The following is a 13,510-nucleotide window of genomic DNA, read 5'->3' on the forward strand; positions in this document are numbered from 1 at the left end:
GATCCCGCGCAGACGCGCACGGTGCTGGGGCTGGGCCTGTCGGCCAGCCTGAACGCGCCGATCGAGGACATGAAGTTCGGCGTGTTCCGCATGTAGTGCCGTCACGGCATCGGCGCTGTCTGCTTTACTGGCTTCATCGGTTTCATTGGCTTTATCGGTTTTTGGCTGCTACATCCATGCGCTGCGTCACTCGTCTGCTCTCCTGCCTTGCCACGGTGCTCGCCTTGCTGCCGGCCCTGCCGGCGCCGGCGCAGACCGGGGCCGGCATCGGGCAGGCCACGCCGCGCATGCGCTTCACCGAGCAGGTGGTGATGCTGCCCAAGGCCGCGATCCCGTCACGCATCGACCTGGAAGCGACGGTATTCAAGCCGCCGGGAGAAGGGCCGTTCCCGCTGGTGGTGATCAACCACGGCAAGGCGCCGGGCCGGCCTTTTACGCAAGGACGCGCGCGCTTCCCGGCGCAGAGCGCCGAGTTCCTGCGTCGCGGCTACGTGGTGGTGCTGCCGATGCGGCAAGGCTTCGCGCGCTCGGGCGGCGCCTACGTGGGCGGCAGCTGCGACATCGAGGCCAACGGCATGATGCAGGCCGACGACGTGGTCGCCACGCTCGACTACCTGGCCACGCTGCCCTATATCGACATGGAGCGCATCGTGGTGATCGGGCAATCGCACGGCGGGCTGACCACGATGGCCTTCAGCACCATCGGCTATCCCGGCGTGCGCGGCGTGGTCAACTTTGCCGGCGGGCTGCGCAACCTGAACTGCGCGGACTGGGAAGACCGGCTGGTCGACGCCTTCGCCAGCTATGGCAGCACGGCGCGCTACCCGTCGCTGTGGGTGTACGGCGACAACGACAGCTACTGGCCGGTGCCATTGCCCGGCCGCATGTTCAACGCATACAAGGCGCAGGCCAAGGGCGAAGCGGCCAAGACGTGGCTGATCGACGTGGGCGAGTTCGGCAGCGACTCGCACCGGCTGTTCAGCGCGCGGGAAGGCATCCCGCTGTGGCTGCCCGAGGTCGCCGCCTTCTTCCACGAGCTTGGCCTGCCGTTCGAGACCGGCTCCTGAGCCGCACCCGCCAACCATTCAGACATCCGTCAACGGAGCGAACCATGGAATTCACCACCCTCACCGTCAATATCGCCAACCACGTCGCCACCGTGACGCTGAACCGGCCCGACGTGCGTAACGCCTTCAACGAGACCGTGATCGCCGAAGTCACCGGCGCCTTCCGCGCGCTCGGCGACATGGAAGAGGTGCGCGCCATCGTGCTGGCCGGCAACGGCCCGGCCTTCTGCGCGGGCGCCGACCTGAACTGGATGAAGAAGATGGCCGGCTACTCCGACGACCAGAACCGCGCCGATGCACTGACGCTGGCGCAGATGCTGCATACGGTCTGGTCGTGCCCGCGCCCGGTGATCGCGCGCATCCAGGGCGACACCTACGCCGGCGGCATGGGGCTGGTCGCCGCGTGCGATATCGCCGTGGCCGCCGAGCACGCGCATTTCTGCCTGTCCGAGGCGCGGCTGGGCCTGCTGCCAGCCACCATCAGCCCCTACGTGATCCGCGCTATGGGCGAGCAGGCGGCGCGCCGCTACTTCATCACCGCCGAGCGCTTCGACTCGGGCGAGGCGCTGCGGCTGGGCTTCGTGCATGCGGTGGTGCCGGCCGAAGCGCTCGACGCCAAGGTGGCGGAGCTGGCGACTGCGTTGGTCGGCAACAGCCCCAATGCCGTGCGCGAGAGCAAGCGGCTGGTGCAGGATATCGCGGGGCAGGTGATCGATGACGACCTGCTGGCGGATACGGCGGACCGGATCGCTAAGATCCGGGCGTCGGAGGAAGGGAAGGAGGGGGTGAGGTCGTTCCTGGAAAAGCGGTCGCCGTCGTGGCGGCCGGCCTGAGGGGGGCGATGATTTGAATGCCTTGCCTGCGGCTGGCATCTGGTAGTGCTTGATATGCCTGGTTCCGCCCTCCTGGGCGGGTCACTTTTTGTCCGAGCGACAAAAAGTAACCAAAAAGCGCGTTTACGGCCCTGCGGGCGGCCACTCTTATCGTAGTGGGCCGCGGCTCTCGTACGGGGCCTGGCTTCGTCGCAGAGTAAGACTGCCTGACGCCGTGGTGCGCCACGGTGGCTGGGATTGACGCGGTGTTTGAACGAGCCCAGAGCTGTGGGTGGTCCCTGCTGCTGACGCCAACGTAGGGACGCCTACGGCTGCGCTGTGCGCCGTCAGCATCGCAGGTCATGTGCTCGGGCACAGAACGCATCGCTGGGCTCGCTTAGCGCTATCGCTGGCGATCCCTCTAACGGCTTCTCCCGCGCTTGTTTTGCTCCCCTCTCCCGCTCGCGGGAGAGGGGCCGGGGGAGAGGGCCGGAGCGTCAACGGAGTCAGGTCTCAAAAAAATCTCCCTCCATTTTGCGTGAAGATCGCGGCACGCAACTCCCAAGTTCCATGCTTCATCCCTATAAAATCGCCGAAATCACGCGAACCGGCGCCCAAAACAAAAAAATCGCCCTCATTGCCAACCCCGCGTGGACGTTCCTAACATGACCCTCCCAACCGTCAGCCGCGTTGCAGCAACGCGCACGCAGACGGTCAACAAAGGAGGGCTACCTTGGATCATCTGTCCCTTTCCCCAGGCGGCGCGCAGTCGCTCGGCCAGCGCAGCCGCAACGCCGTCTGGCACCCCTGCACCCGCCTGCGCCCCGATGACGACGCCCTGCCGCTGGCGATCGTGCGCGGCGAAGGCCCGTGGCTGTTCGATGCCGACGGCCGCCGCTATTTCGACGCCACCAGCTCGTGGTGGGTCAACCTGTTCGGCCACGCCAACCCGCGCATCAACGCCGCGCTGGCGGCCCAACTGGAAACGCTCGAGCATGTGATGCTCGCCGGCTGCACGCACGCTCCCGCGGTGGAACTGGCCGAGCGCCTGTCCGCGCTGAGCGGCGGCGCGCTCGGCAATGTGTTCTACGCTTCGGACGGCGCCTCGGCGGTCGAGATCGCGCTGAAGATGAGCTTCCACTACTGGCGCAACACCGGGCTGCCGGCCAAGCGCGAGTTCGTCTGCCTGCGCAATGGCTATCACGGCGAGACCGTGGGCGCACTGGCGGTGACCGACGTGGAAATCTTCCGCGACGCCTACGACCCGCTGATCCGCCGCGCCCACGTGGTGATGTCGCCCGACGCGCGCCAGGCCTTGCGCGGCGAATCGGCCGCCGACGTGGCCGCGCGCGCGCTGGCCGAGCTGGAAGCGCTGCTGCGCGAGCGCGCCGGCCAGGTCGCCGCGCTGATCGTCGAGCCGCTGGTGCAGGGCGCCGCCGGCATGGCGATGCATGACCCGTCCTATCTCGACGGCGTGCGCGCGCTGTGCGATCGCTACCGCGTTCACCTGATCGCCGACGAGATCGCGGTCGGCTGCGGGCGCACCGGCACCTTCTTCGCGTGGGAGCAGTCGCGGGGCGAGGCCTCGGCCGAGGCTGCGCTGCCCGCGCATGCGTGGCCCGATTTCCTGTGCTTGTCCAAGGGCATCAGTGGCGGCTACCTGCCGCTGTCGCTGGTGCTGTCGCGCCCGGAAATCCAGCGTGCCTTCGTCGCCGACGAACTGGCGCGCAGCTTCCTGCATTCGCATTCGTACACCGGCAACCCGCTGGCCTGCCGCGCCGCGCTGGCCACGCTCGACCTGTTCGAGCAGGACAACGTGATCGCACAGAACCGCGAGCGCGCCGGCTGGCTGGCCGACGCGATGGCGCCGCTGGCTGCCGACGCGCGCCTGCAGCACGTGCGCCAGCGCGGCCTGGTCTGGGCCGCCGACGTGCGCGACGGCGTGGCCGGCGCGGAATTCTCGTCGCGCTTCCACCATGCCGCGCGGGCGCGCGAGCTGCTGGTGCGGCCGATCGGCAACACGCTGTACGTGCTGCCGCCCTATGTGTTCGATGCCGCGCAGGCAAGCTGGCTGGGCCAGCAATTGCTGGCCACGCTCGACGATGTCACCACCAGCGCGGAGGTTCGCCATGCTGCTTGAACAACTGAAACAGGCTGCCGCACAGCGGCAGCAACTGGCCCTGACGCGCCGCCGCCGCATTGCGCACACCGCGTGCGCGCCGCACCAGGCCGTGGGTGCCGTCGATGCGCAACCGCAGCCGCTGCTGACTTTCTGCAGCAACGACTACCTCGGGCTGGCCAACCATCCGAAGGTGATCGCCGCACTGGCCGAAGGCGCGCACCGATACGGCGCCGGCAGCGGCGCGTCGCACCTGGTCAGCGGCCACTCCCTGGCGCATGCGCAGCTGGAGGAGGAACTGGCACGCTGGTTCGCACCGCATATCCCGCACGCGCAGACGCTGTACTTCTGCACCGGCTACATGGCCAACATGGCGGTGCTGACCGCGCTGGGCACGGCGGGCGCGACGCTGTTCTGCGAATCGCTCAACCACGCCTCGCTGATCGACGGCGCCCGGCTGGCACGCGCCGACGTGCAGCGCTACCCGCATTGCGACACCGCCGCGCTGGAAGCGCTGCTGGCGGCGAGCACCAGCGAGCGCAAGCTGATCGTCACCGACAGCGTGTTCAGCATGGACGGCAACGTCGCGCCGCTGCGCCAGTTGCTGGCACTGGCCGAGCGCTACGACGCATGGATCATCGTCGACGACGCGCACGGCTTCGGCGTGCTGGGCGAAGCGGGCCACGGCGTGCTGGAAGCGCTGGGGCTGTCGTCCGAGCGCTTTATCTATATCGGCACCCTCGGCAAGGCCGCCGGCGTGGCGGGCGCGTTCGTCGCCGCGCACGAGACCGTGATCGAGCACCTGGTCAACACCGCGCGGCCGTATATCTACACCACGGCCGCGCCGCCGGCGGTGGCGCATGCGTTGCTGGCCAGCCTGGCGATCATCGAAGGCGACGAAGGCCGGCAACGCCGTGCGCAACTGACCCGCTGCATTGCATTGCTGCGTGAAGGCCTGGCACGGCTGGCTGCCAGCGCCGGCTGGTCGCTGGGCGAGAGCCAGACCGCGATCCAGCCGCTGATCATCGGCGACAACGCTGCGTCGCTGGCGCTGTCGGCGGCGCTGGAGGCCGGCGGCATCCGCGTCGGCGCGATCCGGCCGCCGACGGTGCCGGAGGGCACGGCGCGGCTGCGTATCACGCTGTGCGCCGCGCACGACGAGGCCGACGTGCGTCGCCTGCTCGACGCGCTGTCCGAGGCGATGCCGCGCAAGGAGGCCGCATGACCGCGCCGCGCCATTTCGCCTGCTTCGTCACCGGCACCGATACCGGCGTCGGCAAGACCCACGCCAGCGCCACGCTGCTGCATGCACTCAATGGCGCCGGCTACCGCACCGCGGGCATGAAGCCCGTCGCCAGCGGCAGCGACTGGCGCGATGGCCACTGGCACAACGATGACGTGGCGCAGCTGCGCGCCGCCAGTTCGGTGACGGTGCCGCTCGGCCATACCTGCCCGTTCCTGCTGCGCACGCCGTGCTCGCCGCACCTGGCCGCGGCGCAGGAAGGGGTGCGCATCACGCGCGCGCCGATCCGCGATGCATTCGACGCGCTGCGCCGCCAGGCCGACGCCGTGGTGGTGGAGGGCGTGGGCGGGTTCCACGTTCCGCTCGACGCCGGCGCGGTGCGCTGGAGCACCGCCGACCTCGCCGTGATGCTGGGCCTGCCGGTGGTGATGGTGGTCGGCATCCGCCTGGGCTGCCTCAACCACGCCGTGCTGACCGCCGAAGCGATCCGCGCGCGCGGCCTGGTGCTGGCCGGCTGGATTGCCAACCGGGTCGACCCCGACATGCTGCTCGCCGACGAGAACATCGCCACGCTGCATGCATCGCTGGACGCGCCGTGCCTGGGCGAACTGCCCTGGCAACTCGACCCCGCCGCCGCTGCCGCCGCCGCCGCTACGTGCCTCGACCTGGCGCCGCTGTTCGCCGCCACCGCCAGATCCCAAGCCGAGGCCGCCGGCCTTGCCGCCTGAACCAGAATTCGACTGAAAAAAACATGACCCAAGCCCACACCGTTACCACCATCTCCGCCGAATCGCTGCGCCAGACCGCCCGCCAGCACGCATTGCCCGACGACGCCAAATGGCGTGTCGACGACGTCGCCGCGCTGTTCGCGCTGCCGTTCAACGACCTGCTGTTCCGCGCCCAGCAGGTGCATCGCGAGAATTTCGACGCCAACACCGTGCAGCTGTCGACGCTGCTGTCGATCAAGACCGGCGGCTGCGAGGAGGATTGCGGCTATTGTCCGCAAAGCGCGCACCACGATGCCGGCGTCAAGGCCGAGAAGCTGATGGCGCTGGACGAGGTGCTCGACGCCGCGCGCGCCGCCAAGGCCAACGGCGCCACGCGTTTCTGCATGGGCGCCGCCTGGCGCAGCCCCAAGGACCGCCACCTCGAGCCGGTGATGGACATGGTGCGCGAGGTCAAGGCGATGGGCCTGGAGACCTGCGTCACGCTGGGCATGCTCAAGGCCGAGCAGGCGCAGCAGTTCAAGGAAGCCGGGCTGGACTACTACAACCACAACCTGGATACCTCGCCCGAGTTCTACGGCAAGATCATCACCACGCGCACCTACCAGGACCGGCTCGACACCATCGGCCACGTGCGCGACGCCGGCATCAACGTCTGCTGCGGCGGCATCGTTGGCATGGGCGAATCGCGGGAGGCGCGCGCCGGCCTGATTGCCCAGCTGGCCAATATGGACCCGTACCCGGAGTCGGTGCCCATCAACAACCTGGTCCAGGTCGAAGGCACCCCGCTGTCCGGCGTCGAGGCGCTGGACCCGTTCGAGTTCGTCCGCACCATTGCCGTGGCCCGCATCACCATGCCCGGGGCGATGGTGCGCCTGTCCGCGGGCCGCGAGGCGATGGACGAAGCCTTGCAGGCGCTGTGCTTCATGGCCGGCGCCAATTCCATCTTCTACGGCGAAAAGCTGCTGACCACCGGCAACCCGCAGGCCGACCGCGATCGCGCCCTGCTGGCCCGCCTGGACATCCGGGCGGAGGGGTACGCGGGATAGTCGCCCGGCATCGTTGCGCGAGATAGCGACGCGGAATTAACCCATTGGACACCTCCCCGCCGTAAGATGCCGATAACGGCATAACAAGGAGGGAGTCATGTTCAGCAAGATCCTGATCGCCAACCGCGGCGAGATTGCCTGCCGCGTGGCCGCCACCTGCCGCCGGCTCGGCATCCGCACCGTCGCGGTGTACTCGGATGCCGACGCCGATGCCCGCCACGTCGCTTTCTGCGACGAGGCCGTCCATATCGGCGGCGCCGCCGCGCGTGACAGCTACCTGCGCGCCGATCACATCATCGAGATGGCGAAGGAAACCGGCGCCCAGGCGATCCACCCGGGCTACGGCTTCCTGTCCGAGAACGAAGCCTTTGCCGAGGCCTGCGCCGCGGCCGGGCTGGTCTTTATCGGCCCGCCGGCTTCGGCCATCCACGCGATGGGCAGCAAGAGCGCGGCCAAGCAGCTGATGGAAAAGGCCTCCGTGCCGCTGGTGCCCGGCTACCACGGCGAAGACCAGGACCCGGCGCTGCTGCGCCGCGAGGCCGACCGCATCGGCTACCCGGTGCTGCTCAAGGCCAGCGCGGGCGGCGGTGGCAAGGGCATGCGCGTGGTCGAGTCGGGCGATGGCTTCGAGGCCGCGCTGGCGTCGGTCAAGCGCGAGGCCAGCGCCAGCTTTGGCGACGACAAGGTGCTGGTGGAGAAGTACCTGACCCGGCCGCGCCATATCGAGATCCAGGTGTTCGCCGACACGCACGGCAACTGCGTCTACCTGTTCGAGCGCGACTGCTCGGTGCAGCGCCGGCACCAGAAGGTGTTGGAAGAGGCGCCCGCGCCGGGCATGACCGAAGCGCGCCGCCGCGCCATGGGCGAGGCCGCCGTGGCCGCGGCCACGGCGGTGGGTTACGTCGGCGCCGGCACCGTCGAGTTCATCGCCAACCAGGACGGCTCCTTCTACTTCATGGAGATGAACACGCGCCTGCAGGTCGAGCATCCGGTCACCGAGATGATCACCGGGCAGGACCTGGTCGAATGGCAACTGCGCGTCGCCGCCGGCGAGCCGCTGCCGCTGGCGCAGGATCAGTTGCGCATCGACGGCCACGCGCTGGAAGCGCGCATCTACGCCGAGAACCCCGACAAGCAGTTCCTGCCGTCCACCGGCACGCTGCGCTTCCTGCGCACGCCGCCGGCGGTGCAGTTCATGCGCGGCGAGGATGCCCATGGCCCCGCCGGCATCCGCATCGATGCCGGCGTGCGCGAGGGCGACACCATCAGCCCGTACTACGACCCGATGATCGCCAAGCTGATCGTTTGGGGCAAGGACCGCGACGAGGCGCTGGCGCGTATGCGGCAGGCGCTGGCGGCCTATCACGTGGTCGGCCTGTCGACCAACGTGGCGTTTCTGCAGCGGCTGGTGAAGTCGGAAGCGTTCCGCACCGCCGACCTCGATACCGGACTGATCGAGCGCAACGAGAAGACCCTGTTTCCGCCGCCGGCGCCGGTCGGCATGGAGATCATCGCGCTGGCCGTTGCCGCGCTGCTCGACCGCGAGGCGCGCGAACTGCGCATCGACGCCGCCGATCCGCACTCGCCGTGGACCCACGGCGGGGCGTGGCGGCTCAATGGTGGCGTCTCGCGCCAGCTGCGCTTCGGCTATGGCGACCAGGTGCTCGACGTGACGCTGAACACCAATGCACGCGGCAGCACGCTGATCTACGCCGACCAGGCCGCGCCCTTCGCCAGCGCCTGCCAGGCCGACGACCTGCGCGTCAATCTCGGCACGCGCCGTGCGCATGGGCAGGTGCACAGCGACGGCGAGACCTTCCATGTGTTCTATGCCGGGCGGCATGTCGCGCTCGCGTGGCTCGACCCGCTGGCTCATGCCGGAGAGTCCGAAAGCGAGGGCGGCAAGCTGACCGCGCCAATGCCGGGCAAGGTCATCGCGGTGATGGTCGAAGCCGGCAGCACCGTCACGCGCGGCACGCCGCTGCTGGTGATGGAGGCGATGAAGATGGAGCACACCATCAGCGCGCCCGCCGACGGCGTGGTCAGTGAAGTGCTCTATGGGGTGGGCGAGCAGGTGGCCGAAGGGGCGCAACTGCTGGCATTCGAAGGCAAGTAAGCGGCGCGCATGGACGGGGTCCGGCCCGAAGCCTGACCCCGATCGCATTCCTCTGCCAAAATAGCCTTTTGAGCGATCAAGGTCTGCCGTCAATCCCGTGCATGGGGAAACGGCAATGGACGCCGTTTCGCCGCCCGCAACATCCCCTGGAGACAAAATGAAGTTGCAGTTGTACGTCCCCGACGGCCGCTATGAACCGTGGATCGAAGGCTTTGCCGAGGCCCTGCCCGAAGCCGAATGCCTGACCTGGGAGGGCAGCCGCGGCGAGCCAGCCGACTACGCCGTGGTCTGGCGCCCGCCGGTAGAAATGCTGCGCGGCCGCACGGACCTGAAAGCGGTCTTCAACCTTGGCGCCGGCGTCGACGGCATCCTGCGGCTGCGCGACGAGGCGCCCGACGCGCTGCCCGCCGGCGTGCCGATCGTGCGGTTGGACGATGCCGGCATGGCCGCGCAGATGGCCGAGTACGTCACCCACGCCGTGCTGCGTTATTTCCGCAAGCTCGATGCCTATGAGGCGCAGGAGCGCGCCGGCAACTGGAAATTCCTCAAGCCGCATCGCCGCGCCGACTTCACCATCGGCGTGATGGGCGTGGGCACGCTCGGCACGCATATCGCCCGCACGCTGGCCGGCTTCGGTTTTCCGGTGCGCGGCTGGAGCCGCACCGCGCGCGCGATCGAAGGCGTCAGCGGGTTCTATGGTGATGCGGGCCAGGCGCCGTTCCTGAATGGCCTGCGCGTGCTGGTCAATGTGCTGCCGCTGACACCGCAGACCGAGAACATCCTGAATGCCGGCCTGTTCGCGCGGCTGGCGCAGGGCGCCTATGTGATCAACGTGGCGCGAGGCCAGCACCTGGTCGAGGAAGACCTGCTGGCCGCAGTACAGTCGGGCCAGGTCGCGGGCGCCACGCTCGACGTATTCCGCACCGAGCCGCTGCCGGCGGATCACCCGTTCTGGCAGGAGCCGCGCATCACGGTGACGCCGCATATCTCGGCGCTGACGCTGCGCGAGGACAGCATCGCCCAGATCGCCGGCAAGATCCGCGCGCTGCGTTCGGGCCAGCCCATCGCCGGCGTAGTCGACCTGCAGCGCGGCTACTGAGCACCGCACCCTACATAACAAGGACAGGAGACGGCCATGACCATGCCCAATTACGTGAAGATCGTCGAAGTCGGCCCGCGCGACGGCCTGCAGAATGAGAAGGCCATGGTGCCGACCGACGTCAAGGTCGCGCTGGTCAACCAGCTGACCGACGCCGGCTTCGTCAATATCGAGGCCGCCTCGTTCGTTTCGCCCAAGTGGGTGCCGCAGATGGCCGACGGCGCGGATGTGATGGCCCGCATCCAGCGCCGGCCCGGCACGCTGTATTCAGTGCTGACGCCGAACATGAAAGGCTTCGAAGGTGCCATCGCCGCCGGCGCCGACGAGGTGGTGATCTTCGGCGCCGCCAGCGAGGCGTTTTCGCAGAAGAACATCAACTGCTCCATCGCCGAGTCGATCCAGCGCTTCGCGCCGGTCGCCGCCGCGGCGAAGGACAAGGGCGTGCGCCTGCGCGGCAGCATCTCGTGCGCGCTGGGCTGCCCCTATCAGGGCGAGGTCCCGGTCAGCGCCGTGGTCGACGTGGTGCGCCGCATGCGCGAGCTGGGCTGCGACGAGATCGATATCGCCGACACCATCGGCGTGGGCACGCCGGTGCGCGTGCAGGAAGTGATGCGCGCGGCCGCCGCGGAGTTCGCGCTGGACCGGCTTTCGGGCCATTTCCACGATACCTACGGGCAGGCGCTGTCCAATATCCTGGCCAGCCTGGAAGTGGGCATCTCGATCTTTCACGCCTCGGTTGCCGGGCTGGGCGGCTGCCCGTATGCCAAGGGCGCGACCGGTAACGTAGCCACCGAAGACGTGCTGTACATGCTGCACGGCATGGGCATTCATACCGGCATCGACCTGGAAGCGGTGGTGCGCACCGGCGACTATATCTCGCAGGCGATCGGCCGCGCCAACAGCTCGCGCGTGGGCCGGGCGCTGCTGACCAAGTGGGCCGCCGCCAGCGATGCGGCGCCCGCCTGCGTCTGAGCGCAAAAAACAAGGAGAACGCATGACGGCAAGTAACGAAGCGCTGCCCGAATCCGCGCAGCGCGTGGCGGACCTGCTGGCCGGGCTCGGCCACGACCGCCCGGTGGTGATGCTGCCCGCCACCGGCAAGACCTCCGCCGAAGCGGCGGCGGGACTGGGCTGCAGTGTGGCGGAGATCGCCAAATCGATCATCTTCCGTCGCGTCGAGGACGATGCGCCGGTGCTGGTGATCGCGAGCGGCAGCAACCGCGTCGACGAGGCCAAGGTGGCCGCGCGCGTGGGTGCGCTGGGCAAGGCCGATGCGCGCTTCGTGCGCGAGAAGACCGGCTATGCCATCGGCGGCGTCTGCCCGATCGGCCATGCGGTCGCGCCGGTGATGCTGCTCGACCAGGACCTGTTCCGCTACGACAGCCTGTGGGCCGCCGCCGGCCATCCGCATGCGGTGTTCAGCCTGACACCGCAGCAACTGCAGCAGATGACTGGCGCGGAAGTCGCCGACGTGGCCGCCGGAGCGCAGGCGTGAGCCCCGAGCTGCCATCCGGGCTGCCATCTGCGCTGCAATCTGGGCTGCGACCAGGGCTGGCCTTCAGCTGGCAATACACGGTGCCGCCCAAGGCCACCGTGCCGCGCCTGTACGACGATATCCCCGGCTGCCCGGAGATGCCCGACGTGCTGGCCACTGGCTACCTGGTCGGCATCATGGAATGCGCCTGCCTGCAGATGCTGCGCGAGCACCTGGACTGGCCGCGCGAGCAGTCGCTCGGCACGCTGGTCAGCTTCTCGCACCTGGCGCCGACGCCGCCGGGCATGACAGTAACGGTCAAGGGCCAGCTGGTCGAGGTGGACGGTCGCCGCCTGCGCTTTGAACTAAGCGCCTGGGATGGCGAGGACAAGATTTCCGAGGGCGTGCACGAGCGCCACCTGATCGACGCGGGCCGCTTCAACGAGAAGGTGGCGGCCAAGGCGGCGCGCCAGCCAAAGCATGCCTGAAGCGCGCGCGCCAGCCACGCTTGCGGCATTGGCCGCGGAACTCGCGGCACAGGCCGCCCGGCTGGCAACGCCGGTCCCATCGCCGTGCCGCAACGTCTGCCGCATGGATGCGGCCAGCGGCTACTGCGAGGGCTGCCTGCGCACCATCGAAGAGATCGCGGGCTGGTCATCGGCCAGCGACGAAGACAAGCGCCGCATCTGGGCGCAACTGCCCCAGCGCGCCGCCTGGCTGGCGGGCGAGGAGACACCCCCTTGAGCGAAGCATCGATGCCGACGTTGCCCGAGACCATGCGCGTGTTCGAGCGCGGCTGGCTGTCGGCCAACAACATCCTGTTCGCCGATGGCGGCGATACCGCGCTGGTCGACACCGGCTACGTCACGCATGCCCCCCAGACCGTGGCGCTGGTCGCGTCCGCGCTGCGGGACCGGCCACTGGCGCGCATCCTCAACACCCACCTGCATTCCGATCACTGTGGCGGCAATGCCGCGCTGCAGGCGCGCTGGCAGCCGCGCACCGCGATTCCCGCGGCCGCTGCCGCGGCCGTGGCCGCGTGGGACACCGAGGCCCTCACCTACCGTGCCACCGGGCAGCAGTGCGACCGCTTCGGCTTCGACAGCGTGCTGCACGATGGTGACACGGTGAGGCTCGGCGGCATCGACTGGCAGGTCGTAGCCGCGCCGGGCCATGACCCGCATGCGGTGATGCTGTTCGCATCCGGGCCGCGCATTCTGATTTCCGGCGATGCGTTGTGGGAGAACGGCTTCGGCGTGATCTTTCCCGAGTTGGAAGGCGAGAGCGGGTTTGCCGAGCAGGCGGCGGTACTGGCGCGCATTGCGGAACTCGATGCACGGCTGGTGATTCCTGGCCACGGACGCATGTTCACCGACGTTGATGCCGCGGTGGAGCGTGCCACCGCGCGGCTGCGTCACCTGAGCGCCGACCCCGCGCGCAATGCCAGCCATGCGGTCAAGGTGTTGGTGAAGTTCAAGCTGCTGGAGCAGCAGCGGATGATGCAGGGGGAACTGGCGCAATGGATGGCGGAGGCGCCGTTGATGGTGCGGATACGCGACCGGTTCATGCCGGGGCAGGAGATGGCGGAGATTTCCGCGCAGGCGGTGCGGGCGCTGGCGGGCGCCGGGGCGCTGGCGGTGGAGGGGGAGTGGGTGGTGAATAAGGATTGAGATGGTTGCAGGGCTTGCGTGATTGGAAGCGCCGGCCCTCTCCCCCGGCCCCTCTCCCGCAAGCGGGAGAGCAACTGTGTTTAAAGTCAAGGCGTAACGGAAGGCAGAACATGCTTAGCCGGGTCCCACATTGCGC

General features: G+C 68.7%; 13 protein-coding genes. All 13 read left to right on the forward strand.

Going from position 1 to position 13,510, the window contains the following annotated elements:
- Nucleotides 1–176 precede the first annotated feature (176 nt).
- The 13 genes from ACIP1U_RS32080 to ACIP1U_RS32140 all read left to right on the forward strand — a co-directional run bounded on the left by ACIP1U_RS32080 (nucleotide 177) and on the right by ACIP1U_RS32140 (nucleotide 13,374).
- Complete coding sequence (locus ACIP1U_RS32080; protein ID WP_400323822.1) at nucleotides 177–1,067, forward strand: dienelactone hydrolase family protein; 891 nt, start codon at nucleotides 177–179, stop codon at nucleotides 1,065–1,067.
- 44 nt (nucleotides 1,068–1,111) lie between these two features.
- Nucleotides 1,112–1,900 (forward strand): enoyl-CoA hydratase/isomerase family protein, encoded by a 789-nt coding sequence (locus tag ACIP1U_RS32085; protein ID WP_400323825.1) that lies wholly within the window; start codon nucleotides 1,112–1,114, stop codon nucleotides 1,898–1,900.
- Nucleotides 1,901–2,612: 712 nt separating this feature from the next.
- Nucleotides 2,613–4,019, forward strand: coding sequence for an adenosylmethionine--8-amino-7-oxononanoate transaminase (bioA, locus tag ACIP1U_RS32090; RefSeq protein WP_400323828.1), 1,407 nt, complete (start codon nucleotides 2,613–2,615; stop codon nucleotides 4,017–4,019).
- Nucleotides 4,009–5,223, forward strand: coding sequence for an 8-amino-7-oxononanoate synthase (bioF, locus tag ACIP1U_RS32095; RefSeq protein WP_400323831.1), 1,215 nt, complete (start codon nucleotides 4,009–4,011; stop codon nucleotides 5,221–5,223). The genes bioA and bioF overlap by 11 nt, the downstream gene beginning before the upstream one ends.
- Entirely contained in the window at nucleotides 5,220–5,969 is a 750-nt protein-coding gene (bioD, locus tag ACIP1U_RS32100; RefSeq protein ID WP_400323834.1) for a dethiobiotin synthase, read from the forward strand. Before bioF ends, bioD begins: the two co-directional genes overlap by 4 nt.
- A gap of 23 nt (nucleotides 5,970–5,992) precedes the next feature.
- Nucleotides 5,993–7,015, forward strand: coding sequence for a biotin synthase BioB (gene bioB, locus ACIP1U_RS32105; protein WP_400323837.1), 1,023 nt, complete (start codon nucleotides 5,993–5,995; stop codon nucleotides 7,013–7,015).
- A 97-nt stretch (nucleotides 7,016–7,112) separates the two neighbouring features.
- The gene (locus tag ACIP1U_RS32110; protein WP_400323840.1) at nucleotides 7,113–9,131 is read left to right on the forward strand and encodes an acetyl/propionyl/methylcrotonyl-CoA carboxylase subunit alpha; all 2,019 of its coding nucleotides are present in this window, start codon (nucleotides 7,113–7,115) and stop codon (nucleotides 9,129–9,131) included.
- Between the two features lie 157 nt (nucleotides 9,132–9,288).
- A complete protein-coding gene (locus ACIP1U_RS32115; protein ID WP_400323843.1) occupies nucleotides 9,289–10,230 on the forward strand; it encodes a 2-hydroxyacid dehydrogenase in 942 nt (313 codons plus the stop codon).
- A gap of 36 nt (nucleotides 10,231–10,266) precedes the next feature.
- The gene (locus ACIP1U_RS32120) at nucleotides 10,267–11,202 is read left to right on the forward strand and encodes a hydroxymethylglutaryl-CoA lyase (RefSeq protein ID WP_400323846.1); all 936 of its coding nucleotides are present in this window, start codon (nucleotides 10,267–10,269) and stop codon (nucleotides 11,200–11,202) included.
- Between the two features lie 22 nt (nucleotides 11,203–11,224).
- Nucleotides 11,225–11,725, forward strand: a complete 501-nt coding sequence (locus tag ACIP1U_RS32125; protein WP_400323849.1) for a YbaK/EbsC family protein — start codon at nucleotides 11,225–11,227, stop codon at nucleotides 11,723–11,725.
- Nucleotides 11,722–12,192: a thioesterase family protein gene (locus tag ACIP1U_RS32130; protein ID WP_400323852.1), complete on the forward strand. Its 471-nt coding sequence runs from the start codon at nucleotides 11,722–11,724 to the stop codon at nucleotides 12,190–12,192. Before ACIP1U_RS32125 ends, ACIP1U_RS32130 begins: the two co-directional genes overlap by 4 nt.
- A complete protein-coding gene (locus ACIP1U_RS32135) occupies nucleotides 12,185–12,448 on the forward strand; it encodes a DUF1289 domain-containing protein (protein ID WP_400323855.1) in 264 nt (87 codons plus the stop codon). Before ACIP1U_RS32130 ends, ACIP1U_RS32135 begins: the two co-directional genes overlap by 8 nt.
- A gap of 11 nt (nucleotides 12,449–12,459) precedes the next feature.
- On the forward strand, nucleotides 12,460–13,374 hold the full coding sequence (locus ACIP1U_RS32140) for an MBL fold metallo-hydrolase (RefSeq protein WP_400323858.1): 915 nt from the start codon (nucleotides 12,460–12,462) through the stop codon (nucleotides 13,372–13,374).
- Nucleotides 13,375–13,510: the final 136 nt, after the last annotated feature.

The organism is Cupriavidus sp. NPDC089707 (genome assembly GCF_044748965.1).
Classification (GTDB): Bacteria; Pseudomonadota; Gammaproteobacteria; order Burkholderiales; family Burkholderiaceae; genus Cupriavidus.